Source organism: Futiania mangrovi, assembly GCF_024158125.1.
GTDB lineage: Bacteria > Pseudomonadota > Alphaproteobacteria > Futianiales > Futianiaceae > Futiania > Futiania mangrovi.
The window spans coordinates 76700-95724 of record NZ_JAMZFT010000003.1; the positions used below are offsets into that span (position 1 = coordinate 76700).

The 19025-nt window shown below is 69.2% G+C and carries 23 protein-coding genes; 15 read left to right on the forward strand and 8 right to left on the reverse strand.

The features are described 5' to 3' along the window. Nucleotides 1-93: 93 nt before the first annotated feature. Nucleotides 94-657, reverse strand: coding sequence for a helix-turn-helix domain-containing protein (locus NJQ99_RS13060; RefSeq protein WP_269333309.1), 564 nt, complete (start codon nt 655-657; stop codon nt 94-96). A 166-nt stretch (nt 658-823) separates the two neighbouring features. On the opposite strand from NJQ99_RS13060, the gene NJQ99_RS13065 reads away from it, so the two are divergent. From NJQ99_RS13065 to NJQ99_RS13090, 6 genes are all read left to right on the forward strand, one after another. Further along, on the forward strand, nt 824-1174 hold the full coding sequence (locus NJQ99_RS13065) for a helix-turn-helix domain-containing protein (RefSeq protein ID WP_269333310.1): 351 nt from the start codon (nt 824-826) through the stop codon (nt 1172-1174). A 2-nt stretch (nt 1175-1176) separates the two neighbouring features. Then, nucleotides 1177-1635 (forward strand): DUF6456 domain-containing protein, encoded by a 459-nt coding sequence (locus tag NJQ99_RS13070; RefSeq protein ID WP_269333311.1) that lies wholly within the window; start codon nt 1177-1179, stop codon nt 1633-1635. Nucleotides 1636-1754: 119 nt separating this feature from the next. After that, nucleotides 1755-2348, forward strand: coding sequence for a YcbK family protein (locus tag NJQ99_RS13075; protein ID WP_269333312.1), 594 nt, complete (start codon nt 1755-1757; stop codon nt 2346-2348). Between the two features lie 71 nt (nt 2349-2419). Beyond that, nucleotides 2420-3148, forward strand: a complete 729-nt coding sequence (gene pyrF, locus NJQ99_RS13080; RefSeq protein WP_269333313.1) for an orotidine-5'-phosphate decarboxylase — start codon at nt 2420-2422, stop codon at nt 3146-3148. Between the two features lie 10 nt (nt 3149-3158). Next, the gene (locus tag NJQ99_RS13085) at nt 3159-4301 is read left to right on the forward strand and encodes an iron-containing alcohol dehydrogenase (RefSeq protein ID WP_269333314.1); all 1143 of its coding nucleotides are present in this window, start codon (nt 3159-3161) and stop codon (nt 4299-4301) included. Further along, a complete protein-coding gene (locus NJQ99_RS13090) occupies nt 4298-4750 on the forward strand; it encodes an acyl-CoA thioesterase (protein WP_269333315.1) in 453 nt (150 codons plus the stop codon). The genes NJQ99_RS13085 and NJQ99_RS13090 overlap by 4 nt, the downstream gene beginning before the upstream one ends. Nucleotides 4751-4948: 198 nt before the next feature. Here NJQ99_RS13090 and NJQ99_RS13095 read toward each other — a convergent pair whose 3' ends face one another. Further along, on the reverse strand, nt 4949-5797 hold the full coding sequence (locus NJQ99_RS13095) for a fumarylacetoacetate hydrolase family protein (RefSeq protein WP_269333316.1): 849 nt from the start codon (nt 5795-5797) through the stop codon (nt 4949-4951). A 155-nt stretch (nt 5798-5952) separates the two neighbouring features. Here NJQ99_RS13095 and NJQ99_RS13100 point away from each other — a divergent pair, with 155 nt between their 5' ends. Together NJQ99_RS13100 and NJQ99_RS13105 are read left to right on the forward strand one after the other, a co-directional pair. Further along, the gene (locus NJQ99_RS13100; RefSeq protein WP_269333317.1) at nt 5953-6480 is read left to right on the forward strand and encodes a gamma carbonic anhydrase family protein; all 528 of its coding nucleotides are present in this window, start codon (nt 5953-5955) and stop codon (nt 6478-6480) included. Continuing rightward, nucleotides 6470-7387 (forward strand): hypothetical protein, encoded by a 918-nt coding sequence (locus tag NJQ99_RS13105; RefSeq protein ID WP_269333318.1) that lies wholly within the window; start codon nt 6470-6472, stop codon nt 7385-7387. Before NJQ99_RS13100 ends, NJQ99_RS13105 begins: the two co-directional genes overlap by 11 nt. 10 nt (nt 7388-7397) lie before the next feature. On the opposite strand, the gene NJQ99_RS13110 is transcribed toward NJQ99_RS13105, so the two are convergent. Together NJQ99_RS13110 and NJQ99_RS13115 are read right to left on the reverse strand one after the other, a co-directional pair. Then, a complete protein-coding gene (locus NJQ99_RS13110; protein WP_269333319.1) occupies nt 7398-7697 on the reverse strand; it encodes an SH3-like domain-containing protein in 300 nt (99 codons plus the stop codon). A gap of 1 nt (nt 7698) precedes the next feature. Then, the gene (locus NJQ99_RS13115) at nt 7699-8043 is read right to left on the reverse strand and encodes an SH3-like domain-containing protein (RefSeq protein WP_269333320.1); all 345 of its coding nucleotides are present in this window, start codon (nt 8041-8043) and stop codon (nt 7699-7701) included. A gap of 122 nt (nt 8044-8165) precedes the next feature. Between NJQ99_RS13115 and NJQ99_RS13120 the strand changes: the two genes are divergently transcribed. Then, nucleotides 8166-8795 (forward strand): MarC family protein, encoded by a 630-nt coding sequence (locus tag NJQ99_RS13120; RefSeq protein ID WP_269333321.1) that lies wholly within the window; start codon nt 8166-8168, stop codon nt 8793-8795. An 11-nt stretch (nt 8796-8806) separates the two neighbouring features. Here NJQ99_RS13120 and NJQ99_RS13125 read toward each other — a convergent pair whose 3' ends face one another. Continuing rightward, nucleotides 8807-10084, reverse strand: coding sequence for a sensor domain-containing phosphodiesterase (locus NJQ99_RS13125; RefSeq protein ID WP_269333322.1), 1278 nt, complete (start codon nt 10082-10084; stop codon nt 8807-8809). A gap of 70 nt (nt 10085-10154) precedes the next feature. After that, complete coding sequence (locus NJQ99_RS13130; RefSeq protein ID WP_269333323.1) at nt 10155-11075, reverse strand: NAD(P)-dependent oxidoreductase; 921 nt, start codon at nt 11073-11075, stop codon at nt 10155-10157. 93 nt (nt 11076-11168) lie between these two features. Here NJQ99_RS13130 and NJQ99_RS13135 point away from each other — a divergent pair, with 93 nt between their 5' ends. The 3 genes from NJQ99_RS13135 (at nt 11169) to NJQ99_RS13145 (ending at nt 13016) form a co-directional block, all read left to right on the forward strand. Continuing rightward, nucleotides 11169-12140 carry a DMT family transporter gene (locus NJQ99_RS13135; protein ID WP_269333324.1) on the forward strand — a complete coding sequence of 324 codons (972 nt, stop codon included), beginning with the start codon at nt 11169-11171 and terminating at the stop codon, nt 12138-12140. Between the two features lie 90 nt (nt 12141-12230). Further along, on the forward strand, nt 12231-12512 hold the full coding sequence (locus NJQ99_RS13140; RefSeq protein WP_269333325.1) for a hypothetical protein: 282 nt from the start codon (nt 12231-12233) through the stop codon (nt 12510-12512). Nucleotides 12513-12623: 111 nt separating this feature from the next. Beyond that, nucleotides 12624-13016 (forward strand): diacylglycerol kinase, encoded by a 393-nt coding sequence (locus NJQ99_RS13145; RefSeq protein WP_269333326.1) that lies wholly within the window; start codon nt 12624-12626, stop codon nt 13014-13016. Between the two features lie 37 nt (nt 13017-13053). On the opposite strand, the gene NJQ99_RS13150 is transcribed toward NJQ99_RS13145, so the two are convergent. After that, nucleotides 13054-14805, reverse strand: a complete 1752-nt coding sequence (locus tag NJQ99_RS13150) for an AMP-dependent synthetase/ligase (RefSeq protein ID WP_269333327.1) — start codon at nt 14803-14805, stop codon at nt 13054-13056. A 253-nt stretch (nt 14806-15058) separates the two neighbouring features. On the opposite strand from NJQ99_RS13150, the gene NJQ99_RS13155 reads away from it, so the two are divergent. Beyond that, on the forward strand, nt 15059-15925 hold the full coding sequence (locus NJQ99_RS13155; RefSeq protein ID WP_269333328.1) for a universal stress protein: 867 nt from the start codon (nt 15059-15061) through the stop codon (nt 15923-15925). A gap of 31 nt (nt 15926-15956) precedes the next feature. Here the strand turns inward: NJQ99_RS13155 and NJQ99_RS13160 are convergent, their stop codons facing one another. After that, complete coding sequence (locus tag NJQ99_RS13160) at nt 15957-16709, reverse strand: SDR family oxidoreductase (RefSeq protein ID WP_269333329.1); 753 nt, start codon at nt 16707-16709, stop codon at nt 15957-15959. Nucleotides 16710-16954: 245 nt separating this feature from the next. Here NJQ99_RS13160 and NJQ99_RS13165 point away from each other — a divergent pair, with 245 nt between their 5' ends. Together NJQ99_RS13165 and NJQ99_RS13170 are read left to right on the forward strand one after the other, a co-directional pair. Then, nucleotides 16955-18133, forward strand: coding sequence for an acyl-CoA dehydrogenase family protein (locus NJQ99_RS13165; protein ID WP_269333330.1), 1179 nt, complete (start codon nt 16955-16957; stop codon nt 18131-18133). 13 nt (nt 18134-18146) lie between these two features. Beyond that, the gene (locus NJQ99_RS13170; protein WP_269333331.1) at nt 18147-19010 is read left to right on the forward strand and encodes an FAS1-like dehydratase domain-containing protein; all 864 of its coding nucleotides are present in this window, start codon (nt 18147-18149) and stop codon (nt 19008-19010) included. The last annotated feature ends 15 nt before the right edge of the window (nt 19011-19025 follow it).

A 19025-nucleotide genomic window follows, 5' to 3' on the forward strand; every position in this document is an offset into this window, starting at 1 on the left:
CACTCCAGACAGACAAGCACCTGCCCGGATGATCCCACGCCCGCACTGCGCGAGGATAAGTTTTTACGACATGCGTACTTTTTGGCTCATCGGTCAGAGATAGCGGACCGACATCACCACCGGCGCAATGGAACGCACCTCGCTGGCGGAGAAAACCTGCGAGTAATCCAGCGACACGAAAAGATACCCACCCCGAGGCCCGGCTCCCGGCACGACCCGGACAAGCCGGCGGCTGCCGTCAGCCAACTCGACGAGCGCATCGCGACCCGCGGCGCGGCCCGGATCGCCCCCCTTCCGGTCCGCTACAAGAACCTCCCCCGCACGATAACCCGCGATCGGGTGGAGCAAACGGACGGCGACCGGCTGGACCGCAGGAAACACAAGCTCGATATCGCCCAGCGGGCCATCTTCGACCTGCCCCGTCGCACCGACGTGCCCGAGGAGCGGCGTCACGCCCCGATCCTGTGGGGGCGCGTCGATCAGGTCGGTCGGATGGACGTCCAGGGCATCGGCAATCCGGTTGAGCCAGTCGAGCGAGAGCGTCATGTGGCCGGTTTCGAGCCGGCTTACGCTCTGCGGTGTGGTGCCGATACGCTCGGCCAGCTCGCGCAGCTTGAGATTGCGCAGCTTCCGGAAATGGCGAATGCGATTGCTCACAGGACCCTCGGGCGTGATTTGGGTTAGTCAATTTTTACGTTAACCGCACCTTTTAGTCAAGTAAAATTACTTATTGCGCACACATTTCCTTGACTCCCGCCCGCTGTCTGCTAGGTGCAAGGTCATTCTTGTACGCATTTCGTACATTGCGTGAAGGAGAATCCTCGTGCCAGATCCGATCCCGCCCATCTCCCTGTGCGTATCGATCAAGACCGGCGGCGCCGACCCGGTGCCGGGGCTGTTCCGCCTGGTCAGCCGGACCTTCCACGTCCCCGAGCAGGACTTGCGCGCACCGAGCCGCCGCACCGCCTCCGCCGCCCGCGCGCGCCAGGTCTGCATGTACCTGATGAATGTCGCGCTGGGCATGACCTTCGTGGAGGTCGGGCGCGCCCTCGGCCGCGACCGGACGACGGCGGCCCACGCCGCACGCCTGGTGGAAGAACGCCGCGACGATCCCGCGTTCGATGCCCTCATCGACCGGCTGGAACATACCCTGATGGCAGAAGGAGCACGATGACCATGGATCTCGACGACACCCCGATCTGCACCCCGTTGCGGACCCTGGCGCGGAAGACGGACGGACAGGGCAAGCCCTTTCTCGAACCCTGCGAGATCGCTGCCGGGGAGCGCTTTGCCCATGACTTCCTGATGGCCGCGCGCGGTCCCCGCGTGACACAGGCCTGGCCGGGAGAGGCGCCGCCGCCGGGACGCCGCGGCCCTGTCGCACCGCCCGCCGGAACGCGGGAGGCCGCCGCCCGCCAGGGGTTGTCCCGGGCGCTGTCGGCGCTGGGCCCTGGACTTGCCGACATCGTTCTCGCGGTGTGCGGGCAGGAGGAGGGACTTGCGGCAGCGGAAACGCGGCTCGGCTGGCCGAAACGCTCGGGGAAGCTGGTGCTCAAGCTGGCCCTGGCCCGGCTCGCCCGGCACTACGGCCTGATCATGCGGGCACCCGCCCGCCAGCAAGCACCGGCGCGCTGACCCTGGGCGCCGGAGATGCCGCGCGAAAGCTGGCACGCCCCTTGCGTCAGCCGATGCCCGGGCTCCCCGGTTTCCCGCCGGTTTGCAGTTTTCGTTCGTTGTTTCTGCGAGGTTGCGTCATGGCAAGCGACAGCACACCCCCCGCCTCTCCCACAGCCGGCCGCGGCCCGTACCTCGACCGCCGCAGATTCCTGCGCGGCCTCGCCGGGCTGACGGCAGCCGCTGCTCTCCCCGTGGCATCGGGAGGGACTGCCGAGGCGGCCATGCAGGTCCGGCGCCTGCGCCTCTTCAACGCCCGTACGGGCGAGCGTACCGACACCGTCTACATGGAAAACGGCGTCTATGTGCCGGAGGCACTGGGCGAGATCGACTTCCTGCTGCGCGATGTCCGCACGGGGGACATCGTGCCTGTCGATGCCCGCATCGTCGACCTGATGTGGCACATCCAGCGCCTCATCGACACGACCGAACCGCTCGGCATCACCTCGGGCTACCGCTCGCCGGTCACCAACCGGCGCCTCGCCGGGCAGGGGGCAGCGCGCAACAGCCTGCACATGCAGGGCATGGCGGTCGACGTCTTCTCGCGCACCCGCAGCGCCCGGCAGATCGCCGGCGCGGCCCGCAGGCTTGGACGCGGCGGGGTCGGCGAGTACCGCAACCGGAATTTCGTCCACCTCGACGTCGGGCCGGTCCGGACCTGGTCCCGCGGCTGAGTGCGGTTCCCCTTATTGACAAGCGTTCTCCCGCCGCCCATGACACTCCTGCGGCGGTGGGAGAAGAGGATATGCCCGACATCACAGACGCGAGGCGGCGCCTGATCGTCGCGATCGACGTGCCGGAGATCGGGGCTGCCCGGTCCCTGTGCGAAACGCTGAAGGGGCATGTCGGGACGTTCAAGATCGGCCTCGGCCTGGTGCCGATCGGCGGGATCGACCTGGCGCGGGAACTGGCGGCGGACGGCTTCGGCGTGTTCCTGGACATGAAGCTGTTCGACATCCACCAGACCGTGCACGAGGCAACGGCTCGCATCGCCGACATGGGCGTGGAGATCCTGACACTGCAGGGCGACCCGCATGTCGTGCGCGCCGCGGTCGCAGGGCGCGCGTCGAGCGGGCAGACAGACCTGAAGCTCTTTCCCATCACGGTGCTGACAAGCCTTGACCAGGCCGACATCGCAGAGATCGGCTTCGACGAGCCGCTGGCAGAGCTGGCGCTGCGCCGGGCGCGCGCGGCCGCCGAAGCCGGCGCCGACGGCGTGATCTCCAGCGGGCACGAGGCGGGACGCATCAAGGCCGCAACCCCTGCGGGCTTTGAGGTCATCACGCCGGGTATCCGCCCGGCCGGGACCGGCACCCAGGACCAGAAGCGGGTGATGACGCCTGCGCGCGCCATCGCGTCGGGCGCCGACCGGCTGGTGGTGGGACGCCCGATTACCGCCGCGCCGGACCCGGCTGCGGCCGCCGACGCGATCTGCGCCGAGATCGCAGAAGCGCTTCGAGCGCAGGCCGCGTGAGGAGCGCCGGATGAACATGCGGGACGTTGCCTTTCAGTCACCGACCCTGATCGCTCCCGACGCGATGGAGCACCTGCCGAAGACGACGGCGGCGGCGGGCTTCTCGCGGCCGCTGATGATCGTGTGCGGCGCCACGACGACCTTCGGGCACCTGCACAGGATGCGCTCCATGGCCCCGCCGCCCGGCCGGGCCGTGCCGTTCGAGGTGCGCCACACGGTCGCCCACGAGGACGCCATCGCCGAGGCGCTGTCGCTCTTCCACGACATGTCCTGCGACAGCGTCATCGCCGCAGGGTCGGGCGCTGCGCTCGATACCGCGCGCGCTGTCGCGATGCTGGCCTCGACGCATGCCCCCCTCGCCGAGATCGTGCAGCGCCCGGCGCTTGTCCGCGCGGCGAAGCCCTGGATCGCGGTGGTGCCGGCGCCAGCTTCCCTGGTGCCGCTGTCCGACCGGATCGTCGCCGACGTCCGCGGCGAGGTCGGCACCCCGACGCAGCGGATCGCCATCGATGCAAGCCGCGTGCGGCCGGCGCGGATCCTCTGCGACACCGATTGCATGCGCGCCCTGCCGCCGCAGACGGTGGCTGCCGGACTGTTCGCCGCGCTGATGCAGGCCGCAGAGACGCTGGCCGAAGCGGATGCGCCGCACGCCAATCGCGCGCTGGCCGCCGGGGCTGTGCGCCTGATCGCGGGTACGGGCGGTCTGCTGGCCGGGGTGACTGCGCTGAGCGACCCGGACGCGACCGCGCTGCGCATCACGGCGTTCGAGGCGGCGGGCATGGCCGCACTGTCCCGCAACGGGCGCAGCATCGGCGCTGCATCGGCGCTGACGCTGGCGCTGACCGGCCGGCACGGCGTCCGCCACGGCCCCATCGCGGCGGCGCTGCTGCCCGCGTGGACCGCGATGGACGGCCACGGCGGAGCGGCGGAAGCGGCCCTTGCGCCGCTGGTGGCAAAGGCCGGTGCGCCGAGCGTGGCAGCGGCGCTGACCGCCATGCGCGATGCGGCCGGACTGGCCCCTGCGATCCGGGAACTGGGCCTCGAGATCGATGCGAATGTCCGCAAGCAGGCAGAGGCACTAGCCGGACCCGATGGGGCCGCGGCCGTGGCGGCACTGGCGGCGGCTGCAGATGCCGCGGGAGCCATGGCATGAGCGGGCCCGGAGAACGCCCCGCCCCCCTGCCCCGGTCCGCGTTCGGGCATTTCGCGCGGATCGAGACGCGGTGGGCCGACAACGACGTCTACGGGCATGTCAACAACGTGACCTACTACGCCTTCTTCGACACCGCCGTGAACCGCTACCTTATCGAGGCGGGCGCGCTGGACCTGGAGAAGAGCACGGAGATCGGCCTCGTCGTGGAAACGCGGTGCAACTATTTCGCGCCGCTGTCGTTCCCCGAGCCGGTCGAGGCCGCCATCGCGGTCGAGCGTCTGGGCGGAAGCTCGATCACCTACCGCATCGGGATCTTCGCTGCCGGCGCGGCCGAGACGGCGGCGCACGGCCGCTTCGTCCACGTCTATGTGGACCGGGATACGCGCCGGCCCGTTCCGGTGCCCGAACCCGTTCGCAAGGCCGTCGCGCCGCTGGCGATCGCGGACTGAGCCGCGCCGGAAGCGGCACCGACGCAGATCTTCACATTTTCGTGTGCAGACGCGGGGCGCCCCCTTTAAAGCGCCCGGACGAGAACATATGTGAACATCAGCCGGATGCCCCCCTTTCCGGCAAAAGTCCGGCGGCGCGCCCGATCCCCCCGCAAACCCCGCGTGGCGCGCCGCCGGCACCCCTTTCCCGAACAGCCGTCAGCGCGGATCGCGCACCAGTGTCGCGGCCTGCTCTCCCAGACCGGAGATACCGAGGCGCACCCTGTCGCCGGGCTTGTAGAACACCTGCGGAGTGCGCCCGACGCCCACGCCCGGCGGCGTGCCCGTGGCGATCACGTCGCCCGGCTCAAGTGTCATGAAGCGGGAGATGTGTGCGACGACCTCGGCCACACCGAAGATCATGGTCGCGGTGTTGCCGTCCTGCATGCGGGTGCCGTTGACCTCAAGCCAGATGTCGAGGGCCTGCGGATCGGGCACCTCGTCCGCCGTGACGAGCCACGGGCCAACGGGTCCGAAGGTGTCCGACGATTTCGCCTTCACCCATTGCCCGCCCTCGTTCTGCTGCCAGTCCCGCTCCGACACGTCCTGCACGATGGTGTAGCCCGCGACGTGCGCGAGCGCCTTCCCCGGCGTGACGAAGCGCGCGGGCGCGCCGATCACGATGCCAAGCTCGACCTCCCAGTCGGTCTTCTCCGAGCCCGGCGGAATGAGGATGTCGTCGTTCGGACCGCAGATCGAGGAGGTCGCCTTCATGAACACGACGGGCTTGTCGGGGCGCGGCAAATTCATCTCGTCGGCATGGTCGGCATAGTTGAGACCGATGCAGACGAGCTTGCCGACGTTTCCGACAGGCGCGCCGAGGCGCGGGGTGCCCTCGACCGCAGGCAGCGTCGCCGGGTCGATGCCGCGCAGCATCTCCAGCGCCGCCGGCAGGAGCCAGCGGCCGCCCACGTCGTCGATCACGCCGGAGAGATCGCGCACGCGCCCGCCCGCATCGAGAAGCCCCGGACGCTCGCGCCCGGCCTCGCCGTATCGCACCAGTTTCATGGAACGCTGACCCCTTGTTGCTTGTTCTTGAACCGCCGAGGCGGACCCGCGAAATGAGCGCGGAAGCGGTGCTTGCGTCAAGTGCTTGCCCGCGCACCGCACCGGGGGCATGGTGAGGCCGAGGAACACGGCACCGGCAAGGAGAGGCACGCGAAATGCCCGTCTATGCGCTTGGCGACAAGACACCGAAACTGCCCGCGAGAGGCAATTACTTCATCGCGCCGTCGGCGGACGTGATCGGCCTCGTCGAACTGCGCGAGGGCGCGAGCGTCTGGTTCAACTGCACGCTGCGCGGCGACAACGACTGGATCGTGCTGGGCGAGGACGTGAATATCCAGGACAACACTGTCTGCCACACGGACCAGGGCTATCCGATCGAGCTTGCCCGCGGCGTGACCGTCGGACATTCGGTGACGCTGCACTCCTGCAAGGTCGGGGAATACAGCCTGATCGGCATGGGCGCGACGCTTCTCTCCGGCAGCGTGATCGGCACGAACTGCCTGATCGCCGCGGGCGCGCTCATCAAGGAAGGTCAGGAAATCCCGGACAATTCGCTTGTCGTCGGCGCGCCGGGCCGGGTCGTGCGCCAGCTCGACGAGAAGGCAGCCGCCATGATGCGCAAGAGCGCGGAAGGCTACCGCATGAACGGGCAGAGGTTCCGGGAGCAACTGCGTGAGCTTTAGGCGCCCCTTTCCAGCCCAGACCGTCGCCGTGCGCCTGCTGGCCGCGGCCGTCGCGCTGGCAAGCCTTCTGATCCTCGCCGGGACCGCGCGCGCGCAGGACGACGCAGCCTTCGTCGGCGTCTTCGTGGGCGTGGACACGGCCGATGGCGCGGGCCTGCTGATCGAGCGGGCGGCGGAGGGCGGCGGCTACCGCGGCCGCTTCCTGAGCCCGGACCAGGTGCTCTACGAGGTATCGGGAAACATCGAGAACGGGGTACTGCAACTGCGCGCCGAGGCGGAAACGCGCATGGCCTATCTGCGGATCCAGCCGGTGAGCGTCGGCCTCGTCATGGCCATGATCCCGGTCGAGGGAACCGTTCCGCCGGACGAAGCGCCCGCGCCCTCGCAGCTTGGCCGCGCCGTGCAGTACGCCTTCGTGCGCGAGGGAACGAAGCTGCCGAACCTTCCCGGGCGAATCCGCGCCGCGCCCGACGCCAACACGCGCTATCTCGCGACGCTGACCTTTCTCGACAACTACCCCTACTGGCCGGCAGACGGCGTGGTGCGCGGCTTCGCGCTGATTCCGGCGAACCACGTGGCCATGATCCGCATGTTCCCGCGGGTGCAGGCCGACCTCTTCTGGAAGATGTGCGACGCGGGCGGGCTCAACCCCCAACTCAAGCGGGAGGTGGACACGGCCGGCACCAGCTGCGCGGAGGTCCGCGCGGCCATGACCGAGTTCCAGGCGCGCGGCACCTTCGACGACTTCAAGGCCGACGTGGAGGCCGACACGGTCACCTTGCGCGATGCCATCGCCTGCGGGCAGGGCATGAAGGCGCGCCAGCGCTGCCAGGCGATCAGCCAGATCCTGGCCGAGGCCGCGCTGAATGCGCCGAGCGTGGGCAAGATCCTGCAGGAATACCGGTAAGGCTGACGGCTCAGGCCTCTTCGAGCCAGTGCTCGAAGATCTCGATCTCCAACGTGTCCGCCGGGTTTTCTGCATAAGCCGGCCAGAGGTCGGGCTGGTGGAGCCGCACGCGGTAGATCGGCCGGTCCGGCCCCTCGCGGTAGATCGCGGCAAGCTCCGGCTCCTGGAACCCCATGCACACCCGCTCGACCGTGCCCACGCGGCCCTTGGCATAGGCGGGGACGCGATGGTGCACGGGCGGATTCATGTCGCGGATGCGCACGCGCGCGCCGACGGGAAAGCGGGGATGCGCGGGGCGCGGCGACGGCATGTCAGCCCCCCTGCTCCAGCCTCGACTTCATCTCCGCGATGCGGGAGTCGATCTCCTCGTTCGTGAGTACGCCCTTGTTGACGAGCATCCGGCGGAACGACTTCGCCCAGCGCTCGAAATAGCCCAACTTCTCGTAATCCTCGGGCGTCAGCGCCTCGATCCCGGCGCGGATTTCCGCGAAGTCCAGAAGGATCCCCTTGCTCATCAGGAGGCGGGACATGGCGTCGACCCGCCGCTCCCAATAGGGCAGGTCGTGCTCCTCCCGGTCGATCAGGCCCCCATGGGTCCCGACCTGGCCCGCAAGGTCGTGCGGCCCGTTCGGCGTGAAGGAAAGATCGTCGGTCATGTTGCGAGCATGACGCGCGGCGGACCCGTCTGGCAAGGGGGCGGCAGACGGGCTAGTGTCGGTGCGCTTGGGGACAAGGAGCCGCGCGCGAACGCGGCGGCCGCCTTTGGGGTGCCGGAACGATGGGCGAAGACCTGCTCAATGCCTTCGTGACGCTGTTCGTGATCATCGATCCGATCGGCCTGGTGCCCGTGTTCATCGCGCTGACAAGCGACCTCGCCCCGCGCGACCGGCGCACGGTGGCGACCAAGGCGATCGCGATCGCCGCCGGCCTGCTGCTGCTCTTCGCGCTTGGCGGACATGCGGTGCTGGGCTTCCTCGGCATCTCGTTCTCGGCGTTCAAGATCGCCGGCGGCCTCCTGCTGCTCGCTACCGCCTTCGAGATGGTGTTCGAGCGGCGGACGGAGCGGCGCGACCAGCAGGCCGCCAGCGCCGAGCATCATGCGGCCCGCCTCAGCGAGATCGCGGTGTTCCCGCTGGCCATCCCGCTGCTCGCAGGCCCGGGCGCCATCACCTCGATCATCCTGCTGATGGGGCGCGCCGAGGGGGAGCCTGCCGAGCAGGCCGGCGTTCTCGGCGTCGCGGCCGCCGTGCTCGCGATCTCCTACGTGCTGTTTCTGATATCCGGCCCCGTCGCCCGCCTGCTGGGCAAGACCGGGGTCGTCGTGACCTCGCGGGTGCTGGGCGTGCTGCTGGCGGCGCTTGCCGTGCAATATGTCATCGACGGCGTGACGACCGTGCTCGCGGGCTGATCCGCAGGGCGTCAGGCGGATTTGCGGGCCGTCTGCTCCTGCTCGCGCACGAGGCGGGAGACGGGCTCCGGCTGGCCGAAGAGGTAGCCCTGGCCGAAATCCACCCCAAGCTCCTTCAGCACGTCGCGCTGCTGCGCGGTCTCGACATGCTCGGCGATGGAGCGCACGCCGAGGGAACGGGCGAGCGACGCCATCGAGCGGATCATGTGCCGTTCGCGCCCGCCGGGCCCGAGGCCGCGGACGAAGCCACCCTCGATCTTGATGTAGTCGACGTCGAAGGCCTGGAGGCAGCCGAAGGCGGCGGCATCCCCGCCGAAGTCGTCGAGGCAGACGCCGAAGCCCAACGCGCGGATGTCGCGCAACACGCTCCCCACCTGGTCCCGGTCGTCGATTGCCGCGCTGTCGGTCAGCTCGAAGACGAGACGTCCGGCGAGACCGGCGTGTCCCTTCAGCAGGTCCATCAGGAGATCGACGAACATGGCGCTGCGCAGCGAATGGCCGGAGACATTGACCGCGAGGCGCGTCCCCTGCCCGTCCGCCCGCGCCGGCAGGAAGCGGGTCAGGAGGTCGACGGCAGACTCCGCAATGGCGAGGTCGAGATCCTCGATGATGCCGACGTCCTCGGCAAAACTCACCATCGCGTGCGTGTTCTCGCCGCGCAGGAAGCGGGAGAGGATTTCGTAGTGCTGCGTCTCCCCGGTCGCCAGGTCGACGATCGGGTGACATACGAGGCGGATCTGCTTGTCCCGGACCGCGGCCTTGAAGTCCGCGATGCGGGTCAGCGTCTCCTGCAGCATGCGCTGCGCCGTGCCGGCCAGCGAGGGCGCGTCTGCAGTCTTGCCGCCGCGGGCGCCGACCGGTCGGGCAGCAGCGCCGCCGCGCGACAGGCACAGGCAGATACGATCCTCGCGCGGGGGCATCCGGCTGCCTCCCAGCGTCGCAACCATCGCCGGACCGGCGGACCGGTCCCCGGTACGGTCGAGTTGGACGGCGAAGGGACCGAAGCGCTCGCCGATCGCGATCCCGTCCAGCGCGGCACGCGCCATGCCGCGGTCCGCAGCCGCGAGGAGGTCGCAGAAGGCACGGCCAACGAGCGCATCGGCGGCACAGCCGAACATCTGCTGCGCGGCGCCCAGCGCGTAGGTCACGCGGTGGTCGCCATCCAGCTCGATCAGCAGGTCGGCACTCGCGAACGCAAACGCAAGAAAGCGGTCCCGCTGCAGCCGCAGGTCCGCGCGCATCCCGCCGGAGGCCTCCTCCCGCTCCTGCTCAGCCCGTTCAGCCGCCATGCCGCCCTTCCCTTCGACGCAACACGCGGCCCGCGCGGCCGCCGAAACCGGAAGTGTCGCGGAAGAGCCCTTAATTCTTCGTGGCGTTCCCGGCGTCCCTGCCCATCGCGCGGGCCGGAGCGAGGCCGTTCATGTCTTCCAGCGCAACGAGGGTCGCGGAATGGTCGAGATCGGCGCCGCCCTGCGCGACCAGGCGGGCGAAGACCTCGCGCGCGGCTTCGACCGCGGGAAGCCTGAGGCCAAGTTCCGCCGCCGTCGCGAGCACCGTGTCCATGTCCTTGAGCTGGATCGAGGCCCGACCGCCGGGACGGAAATCGCGCGCGAGCATCTTTGCACCGTGCAGCTCCAGGACCCGGCTTTCGGCGAAACCGCCGCGGATCGCGTCGCGCACCGCCGCAGGGTCCGCGCCGCCCGCCCGCGCCAGCATCAGCGCCTCCGCGACCACGGTGAGCGTGACGCCCACGATGGCCTGGTTGGCGAGCTTGGCAAGCTGGCCCGCGCCCGCCGGTCCGACATGGGTCCAACGTCCGAGAGGGGAGAGCGCAGCCGCCGCGCGCGCGACGAGGTCGGCAGGGCCGCCCGCCATGATGGCAAGCGTGCCGGCCTCCGCCCCCGGAACGCCGCCCGAGACAGGCGCGTCCACGTGCCCGGCTCCGCTTTCGGCCAGCCGGCCAGCATGCTCGCGCGCAGCGCCCGGAGGGATGGACGACATGTCGACGACGAGCGCGCCGGTCTTCAGCGCAGCCGCGACGCCCACCTTCTCGTCGAACAGGACTGCGCCGACGGCCTGTGCATTTTCCAGCATCGTCAGCACGATGTCGGCGTCTGCCACCGCCGCGCGCGCACTTGACGCGACCTCCGCGCCGTCCGCCGCCAGCGCCTCAGCCTTGACAGCCGTCCGGTTCCAGACGATCACCGCCCGGCCTGCGCCAAGCAGCCGCCGCACCATCGGCGCGCCCATCAGACCCGTTCCCAATACCGCTATTTTCATGGCCCCTCTCCCCTGCCCGCCGGCGCCCCCACAACCCTGCCATGCGGGCGCATTGCCTCGCCAGCGGCAATCCGGACACGCAAAGTCCGACATATGACCATCGAACCCGAAATCTCGGACAGCGACGCCACGCGGCGTGCGGAGGCCGCACGCGCGAGGGACGCGGCGGACAATCGCGAGCGTCTCGTCGCCATCGGCCAGATGTGTGTGGCGGTGATCCTGTTTTCCGCCCTCGACGCCACCGCAAAGGTGCTTGTCTATCCGGGCGGCGGCTTCTTCGAGCAGACGCTGCCGCCCGCGCAGGTCGTGTGGATGCGCTTCACGGTCCACATCGTGCTGGCCGCAATGATACTGGGCGTGAGCAGCGGCCGGTCCTTCCTGCAGGCGCGCCATCCGTGGCTGCAGTTGCTGCGGTCGTGCTTCATGCTGGGCGCGACCTTCTTCAACTTCCAGGCCGTGCAGTACCTGCAGCTGTCGCAAACGGTGTCGATCTTCTTCGCCGCGCCGCTGCTGGTGGCCGCCCTCTCCGGCCCGATCCTCGGCGAATGGATCGGCCCGCGCCGCCTGATGGCGGTCGTCACGGGCTTCATCGGGGTGCTGATCGTCACCCGGCCCGGCACGGAAGGCATGCACTGGGCGATGCTCTTCTCCCTCGGCGCGGCGATGTCGCTCACCTGCTACAACATCGCGACGCGCTGGCTCGTCGGGCGGGACACGACGGAGGTCACGTTCTTCTATTCCGCGCTCGCGGGCATGGTCTTGTTCGCGCCGGTCGGCTTCAGCGCCTGGCAGATGCCGGAGAGCGCGCTGCAATGGGGCCTGTTGATGGTGCCGGGCGTGCTCGGCATGACCGGGCATTACATCTACATCCTGGCGCACCGGCACGTGCCGGCCCCGATCATCGCACCCTACATGTACAGCCAGATCGTCTGGATGATCGGGCTCGGCTACCTGCTCTTCGGCGACGTGCCGGACGTCTGGACCGCGGTCGGGGCCAGCGTGATCGTGGCGAGCGGCCTCTACCTGCTGCACCGGTCGCGCGACCCGATGGGACGGCGGCGCTGACTCCCATTGCCAAACCCCGCGCGCGGGATCATCTCTAAAGAGCCGTTTGCCGCCCACGGACATCCAGGGCGGTTTGGGGTTATCACGAAAATGCCGAGGACCTTGATTGCCGCGAGCCTCCTCACGGGGCTGACGCTCGGGCACACTCATGCCGCCACCCTATCCAACATCAACGTGCCCACGTCCGGGCCGCAATGCACGCAGGCGGTCACGGACGCCCGCGCCATGCTGACGGGAGCAGCCGTGGCGGAAAAGACCCGCACAAGCGCGGCCCAGCGCATCGACACTGCGGAAACCAAGTGCAAGTCCGGCGACTTCGCTGCCGCCAACCGCGACCTGACCGTCGCTCGGACCCTGCTCACGGGCGAATAGGCCGCCGTGCAGCGGACGCCCGCGCCCCGCCTCTTGCTGCGATAGACGGACGGGGCGCGGTTTCCTATCCTCCCCTCAGTGATTCAGTATCGGCAGAAGGCAGCCAGCGCCATGAGTACGGACCCCGCCGAACGCCTTCAGCAGAAACCCACCGGCCCGCGCCGGCTGTTCAATTCCCTCGGCTACTCCATCAATGGCCTGCGCTATGCGATCCGGCGGGAGCCGGCGTTCCAGCAGCAGCTGATGCTGTTCGCCGCCGCCTATCCCGCCGCGCTATGGCTGACCGAGGACCTGGTGCACTTCTTCGTGCTTATGGCGCCCCTGATCCTCGCCATCGTGGTCGAGCTTTTGAACACCGCCATCGAATGCCTGGCGGACCAGATCGACCGGGAGAAGCAGATCCTGCTCGGCGCGGCGAAGGATCTCGGCTCGGCGGCCGTGTTCATCTGCCTGCTGAGCGCGGGCATCTTCTGGTCCTACATGGTGGCGACGCGGTTCCTCTGACGCGCCCCCGCAAAGGAGCCGCCTTCAGGCACCCCCTTCAGGCGCCCTTGTAGATCCGCGCGATCTCGGCATGCCGGCGCGTCGCGATCTGGGCGCGCTTGCGCTTCAGAGTCGGCGTGTATTCACCGGTTTCCACGGACATCGGCTCGCCCAGAACCTCGAACTTCTTGACCTGTTCCCAAGGCGGAAGACCGGCGTTCGCCTCGTCCACGGCCTTCTGCAGGATGGCACGAACCTCGTCCGGCGACGGCTCGTGCCCAAGCCGGTCGCGGATCGCCTCGACCAGCGGGAAGATCAAGGCGCCGGTGAACTTCTGCCCGTTGCCGACGATCACGACCTGCTCGATCACCGGATGGCAGATGAGCCGGTTCTCGATGGGCGCGGGCGCCACGTACTTGCCGGTCGAGAGCTTGAACAGCTCCTTCTTCCGGTCGGTGATGTAGAGGAAACCCTCGGCGTCCATGTGCCCGATGTCGCCGGTGTGGAACCAGCCGTCCTCCGTCATCACCTCCGCCGTCTGGTCGGGCATCCGGTAGTAGCCCTGCATCACGTTGGGGCCGCGCACCAGGATCTCCCCGTCGGGCGCGATCTGCACCTCGACTTGCGGCAGCGGCAGGCCGACGGACCCCGGGCGCAGCCGTTCGGGATCGTAGGTGGTGATGACGGGCGAGGTCTCGGTCAGGCCGTACCCCTCCCCCACGGGAATGCCAAGGGCGATGAAGAAGCGCGCGATCTCGGCCGAGAGCGCCGCCCCGCCCGAGGAGATGCCGCGGATGTTGCCACCCATCGTCGCCCGCATCTTGGAGAAGACGAGCCGGTCGGCGATCCGGTGGGCGAGGCCGCCGCCCTTCTCCACGTCGTAGCGGTGCGCGACCTTCAGCGCCCAGCGGCCGAGCGCGCCCTTCACGCCCCTGGCCGCGCCGACCCTGGTGTGGATCGCGCCGTAGACCTTCTCCAGCAGCCGCGGCACGGTCGCGAAATGCACGGGCCGGACGTGCTGGATGTCTTCCAGGAGATTGTCGGTGTTGGGCACGATGAACACATGCGCGCCTAGCTGGAGATAGGAGTAGATCACCCCGTGCTCGTAGATGTGGGCATAGGGCAGGAAGGACAGCATCCGGTCGCCGGGCTTGCCGCCGCGCGCGCTGAAGGCGCGGGTCTGCGAGGCGAGGATGGAGAAGGCGAGGTTGCGGTGCGTCAGCATCACGCCCTTGGGCACGCCCGTCGTGCCGGAGGTGTAGGTGATCGAGGCGAGGTCGTCCGGCATGACGGCAGCGCGCAGGCGCTCGAAGAGCCCCGGCTCGGCCTTCGCCAGGTGCGCCCCCTCCTTGCGGAAATCGGCAAGCGGCGTCATCTGCCCGTGCCAGGCCCCATCGAAGCCCACGACGTCGAGGCCGGGAAAATCGCCGATGAAAGCGCCCGACGACTGCCACAGCCCGTCGGTGGAGACGAACAGAACCTTCGCGCCCGAATGCTGCAGGATGTAGCGGATCTGGTCGGCCGGCTGGGTCGCGTAGATCGGCACGGAGACGGCGCCGATGGACAGGATGGCGAGGTCGGCCAGCAGCCACTCGGTCCGGTTCTCGGAGTGCAGGCATACGCGGTCGCCGTGGCGTACCCCGCGCGCATGCAGGCCAAGGGCGATCTCGGCAACCGCGGTGCGGAAATCGGCGACCGTCGTATCACGCCATTCCCGCCCGTAGCGGCAGGAAACGGCGACGCCGCCCGCGCACTTTTCAAGCCCCTCTTCTGCCAGAGCGGGCAAGGTCGTCTCGGCATCGATCTTCATACGCCCTCCCGGGACACCACGCCTGGCGGCGGCTCTTTCTCCGCCTGTTTTTTTAACGCCTTAGCGGAGTATAGATGCAGCCTCCAAGCGCACAAGTGGCAGCCATGCGCACGCCATGCCGCGGCAACTTGACCGGGATCAATGCCGGCGCGCTAAACTGGGCGCCAGTGTTCCATGAACGCGAACACACCGAACGACCGCGCGCGGGGATCGGCCCGCAGTGCGGCTGGGATGCCGGAGGAGGCCTGAGCCCATGCCCTTCAAGAACCTGATCCACGTGATCGACCCGGATACCGCGGCGGGAAGCGCCGCCGCCTATGCCGCGGGCCTTGCCCGGGCGCACCAGGCCCACCTCACGGGCCTCGTAATCGAACTGGAACCGGGCATGCCGGTACACGCGAGCGCATCTGTCGCCGTCGCGGCGGGCCTGACCGAGGTCGACATGCGCCTGTGGGAACAGATGCAGGAGCGCGAGAAGGAGCGCGCGGAGAAGGCCGCCGAAGCCTTCAAGGGTGCGGTCGACAGCGCCGACCTCTCCGTCGAGGTGCGCCGGCACGTCGCGACCGGCGGCGACATGCCCGACGTGGTTGCCGTGAACGCCCGCCATGCCGACGTGTCGATCCTGCCCGCACCGCGCGACCGCGACGATTTCCTCGGCCGCGAGGTGATCGAGGAGACGCTCTTCTCCTCCGGCCGCCCCGTGATCGTCGTGCCCGAGGGCTCGAGCGCGGCGGCCGACGCGAAGACCGTCGTGATCGGCTGGGACGGCGGGCGCGAGGCAGCACGCGCCGTCAACGACGCGATGCCGATTCTGGAAAAGGCGCAGACGGTCTATGTGGTCACCATCGACGCGCAGGCAACGCGCGACGGCGTCGGCGCGGACCCGGGCGCGGACATCTCCACCCACCTCGCCCGGCATGGCGTCAAGGTGACGCTGGAGCACCGGGAGTCGAGCGGGCTCTCCATCGGGGAGGCGCTGGCCGAGGCCGCCAAGGGCCTCGGCGCGGATATCGTGGTGATGGGTGGCTACGGCCACTCGCGCATGCGGCAGATGATCCTCGGCGGGACCACCCGCACGCTGCTCGACATGCCGCCGCTGCCGGTCTTCCTGTCGCACTGAAGACCGGCCACGCGGACGGCGCGGGCGCGCCTCAGATTGTGCGCCCGCCGTCGACCGGCAGGATCACGCCGGTCAGGAACGCGGCCTCGTCGCTGCCCAGGAACACGGCCGCCGTCGCGATGTCGGCGGCCGTCGCCATGCGGCCGAGCGGGATCGTGGCGATGAACTTCGCGCGGTTCTCGGGCGTATCGGGCACGCCCATGAAGTTCTCCAGAAGCGCCGTCTCGCCCATCACCGGCGCGATGCAGTTGACGCGCACCTTGTCGGGGGCAAGCTCGACCGCGAGCGACTTCGACAGCAGGTTCGCCGCGCCCTTGGACGCATTGTACCAGGTGAGGCCCGGACGCGGACGGATGCCCGCGGTCGATCCGACGTTGAGGATCACGCCGCCGCCCGCCTTGCGGAACACGGGCAATGCTGCATGCACCGCGTGGTAGATGGCCTTAACGTTCACCGCGAAGATGCGGTCGAATTCTTCCTCGCCCACGTCCATCAGCGGCTGGTTGCGGTGCGTGATGCCGGCATTGTTGATGACGATGTCGAGCCCGCCGAACGCATCGACGGCGGCGTCGACCATCGCCTTGACCTGGTCGCCCTTCGACACGTCGCAGGTGACGGCGCGGGCGTTGGCGCCCAGGCGGCTGGCCACCGCCTCCGCCGCGTCGCCGCGGATGTCGGCGACGATGACCTTTGCGCCCTCCGCCACGTAGCGTTCCGAGATCCCGGCGCCGAAGCCCGATCCGCCGCCGGTGACGATGGCGACCTTCCCTTCAAGACGGCCCATGGGTCTTTTCCCTCCCGTTTTCTTGCTCGTTCCGTTGTGTCTTCCGAAGCGCGCGAGCGCGCACCCCGCGATATGAGCGCAGTGTGGCGCAAGCCCCCCGCTCCTGTCGCCCCCCAAAGCCGCGCACCGGCTCAAGCCAGCCTTGCAGGCCGGAGAACTGGACAATTGTGCCCCGCGTCCTGTTTTCTGTCGCGCGGTCCGGACAAATGAACAGCAGGGCCCGCGCTCTTGAAGAGGGATTGCCGATGACTGACGCCTTCGACCGTTTCGAGGATGACGAGGAGATCGCTCAGATCCGCAAGGCAGTGCGCGATCTCTGCGCGCGCTACCCCGGCGCCTACTGGCGCGAGCTGGACCGCAAGCGCGCCTATCCGACGGAGTTCGTGAAGGCGATCTCGGACGCGGGCTACCTCGCCGCCCTGATCCCGGAGGAGTACGGCGGCTCCGGCCTGCCGCTGAAGGCGGCCTCGGCGATCCTGGAGGAAATCCACGCCACGGGCTGCAACGGGGCGGCCGCGCACGCGCAGATGTACACCATGGGCACGGTGCTGCGGCACGGCAGCGAGGAACAGAAGCGCCTCTATCTGCCCAAGATCGCGAGCGGGGAGTTGCGGCTGCAGGCCTTCGGCGTGACCGAGCCGACGGCGGGCACGGATACGCTGTCGCTCAAGACCACCGCCGTGCGCGACGGCGACGAATATGTCGTCAACGGGCAGAAGATCTGGACCAGCCGGGCAGAACATTCCGACCTGATGCTGCTGCTCGCCCGCACCACGCCGCGCGACAAGGTCGCAAAGCGGACGGAGGGGCTGTCGGTCTTCCTCATCGACATGCGCGAGGCGGCACCCGGCGCGCTCGACATCCGCCCGATCGCGACGATGATCAACCACTCCACGACGGAGGTGTTCTTCAACGACCTGCGCATCCCGGCGTCGAGCCTGATCGGCGAGGAAGGCAAGGGCTTCCGCTACATCCTCGACGGCATGAACGCCGAGCGCATCCTGATCGCGTCCGAGTGCCTGGGCGACGCGCGCTGGTTCATCGAGAAGTCGACGGCCTATGCCAAGGAGCGGGTGCTGTTCAACCGCCCCATCGGCCAGAACCAGGGCGTGCAGTTCCCCATCGCGCGCAATTATGTCGATTACACCGCGGCAAAGCTGATGGTGGCGCGCGCCGCCGACCTGTTCGACCGGGGCATCCCGTGCGGGGCGGAGGCGAACATGGCCAAGCTGCAAGCATCCGAAGCCTCGTGGAAGGCCGCCGACACCTGCCTGCAGACGCATGGCGGCTTCGGCTTCGCGGAGGAATACGACGTGGAGCGCAAGTTCCGCGAGACGCGCCTCTACCAGATCGCGCCGATCTCGACGAACATGATCCTGTCGTTCGTGGGCGAGCACGTGCTCGGCCTGCCGCGATCGTTCTAGGGAGACTCTGACCATGGCCGGGACCGAATGGGACGCATGGATCGGGGGCGAGCGGGCGATCCGCGAAACGCTCTCGGCCGTGCCCGCGGAACGCATGGCGGCGACGCTCGACAGCCTCGGCGCGGACCATCCGCTCGGACCGGGCGACGGGCTGCCCGCGCTGTGGCACTGGCTCTATTTCGTGCCCGCGGTGCCGCTCTCGAAGACGGGCCGCGACGGGCACCCGGAACGCGGCGACTTCCTGCCGCCCGTCCCCCTGCCCCGGCGCATGTTCGCGGGCGCGCGCTACGACTTCCGCGCGCCGCTGCGGCTCGGCGCGGAGGCGGTGCAGACGTCGCGCATCCGCGACGTGACGGAGAAGACGGGCCGGTCCGGGCACCTCGTCTTCGTGTCGGTGGTCAACGAGTTCAGCCAGGACGGCAAGGTCTGCGTCGTGGAGGAGCAGGACATCGTCTACCGGGAGGATCCGGGCCAGCAGGCAGGCGCGAAGCCTGCCCCCGCGCCCGCACCGGACGTGCCCCTGGCGCTGTGGGAGGACCGCGCGACGCCCGGCGAGGTGATGCTGTTCCGCTATTCCGCCGTCACCTTCAACAGCCACCGCATCCACTACGACCTCGCCTATGCGACGGGGGTGGAGGGTTATGACGGCCTCGTGGTGCACGGGCCGCTGACCGCGAGCCTGCTGGCCGAGGCCGCGCAGAAGCGTGCGGATGGGCCGCTCACGGGCTTCTCCTTCCGCGGCGTCTCGCCGCTGACCCACGGCACCGAGATCGCGCTGCGCGGGATCGGCACGGGCGAGCCGGGGCGCATCGCGCTGGAGGCGCGCGTCGCGGAAACCGGCCGCCTGGTGATGTCGGCGGAGGCGCGGTTCGGCTGAGCCCCGCGCCCCCGG

Bases quoted from the DNA above. Each gene is read 5' to 3' on its own strand.
- NJQ99_RS13070 (WP_269333311.1), top strand. From the start codon at position 1,177: ATGGATCTCGACGACACCCCGATCTGCACCCCGTTGCGGACCCTGGCG.
- NJQ99_RS13075 (WP_269333312.1), top strand. From the start codon at position 1,755: ATGGCAAGCGACAGCACACCCCCCGCCTCTCCCACAGCCGGCCGCGGC.
- pyrF (WP_269333313.1), top strand. From the start codon at position 2,420: ATGCCCGACATCACAGACGCGAGGCGGCGCCTGATCGTCGCGATCGAC.
- NJQ99_RS13085 (WP_269333314.1), top strand. From the start codon at position 3,159: ATGAACATGCGGGACGTTGCCTTTCAGTCACCGACCCTGATCGCTCCC.
- NJQ99_RS13090 (WP_269333315.1), top strand. From the start codon at position 4,298: ATGAGCGGGCCCGGAGAACGCCCCGCCCCCCTGCCCCGGTCCGCGTTC.
- NJQ99_RS13095 (WP_269333316.1), bottom strand. From the start codon at position 5,797: ATGAAACTGGTGCGATACGGCGAGGCCGGGCGCGAGCGTCCGGGGCTT.
- NJQ99_RS13100 (WP_269333317.1), top strand. From the start codon at position 5,953: ATGCCCGTCTATGCGCTTGGCGACAAGACACCGAAACTGCCCGCGAGA.
- NJQ99_RS13110 (WP_269333319.1), bottom strand. From the start codon at position 7,697: ATGCCGTCGCCGCGCCCCGCGCATCCCCGCTTTCCCGTCGGCGCGCGC.
- NJQ99_RS13115 (WP_269333320.1), bottom strand. From the start codon at position 8,043: ATGACCGACGATCTTTCCTTCACGCCGAACGGGCCGCACGACCTTGCG.
- NJQ99_RS13120 (WP_269333321.1), top strand. From the start codon at position 8,166: ATGGGCGAAGACCTGCTCAATGCCTTCGTGACGCTGTTCGTGATCATC.
- NJQ99_RS13125 (WP_269333322.1), bottom strand. From the start codon at position 10,084: ATGGCGGCTGAACGGGCTGAGCAGGAGCGGGAGGAGGCCTCCGGCGGG.
- NJQ99_RS13130 (WP_269333323.1), bottom strand. From the start codon at position 11,075: ATGAAAATAGCGGTATTGGGAACGGGTCTGATGGGCGCGCCGATGGTG.
- NJQ99_RS13135 (WP_269333324.1), top strand. From the start codon at position 11,169: ATGACCATCGAACCCGAAATCTCGGACAGCGACGCCACGCGGCGTGCG.
- NJQ99_RS13140 (WP_269333325.1), top strand. From the start codon at position 12,231: ATGCCGAGGACCTTGATTGCCGCGAGCCTCCTCACGGGGCTGACGCTC.
- NJQ99_RS13145 (WP_269333326.1), top strand. From the start codon at position 12,624: ATGAGTACGGACCCCGCCGAACGCCTTCAGCAGAAACCCACCGGCCCG.
- NJQ99_RS13150 (WP_269333327.1), bottom strand. From the start codon at position 14,805: ATGAAGATCGATGCCGAGACGACCTTGCCCGCTCTGGCAGAAGAGGGG.
- NJQ99_RS13155 (WP_269333328.1), top strand. From the start codon at position 15,059: ATGCCCTTCAAGAACCTGATCCACGTGATCGACCCGGATACCGCGGCG.
- NJQ99_RS13160 (WP_269333329.1), bottom strand. From the start codon at position 16,709: ATGGGCCGTCTTGAAGGGAAGGTCGCCATCGTCACCGGCGGCGGATCG.
- NJQ99_RS13165 (WP_269333330.1), top strand. From the start codon at position 16,955: ATGACTGACGCCTTCGACCGTTTCGAGGATGACGAGGAGATCGCTCAG.
- NJQ99_RS13170 (WP_269333331.1), top strand. From the start codon at position 18,147: ATGGCCGGGACCGAATGGGACGCATGGATCGGGGGCGAGCGGGCGATC.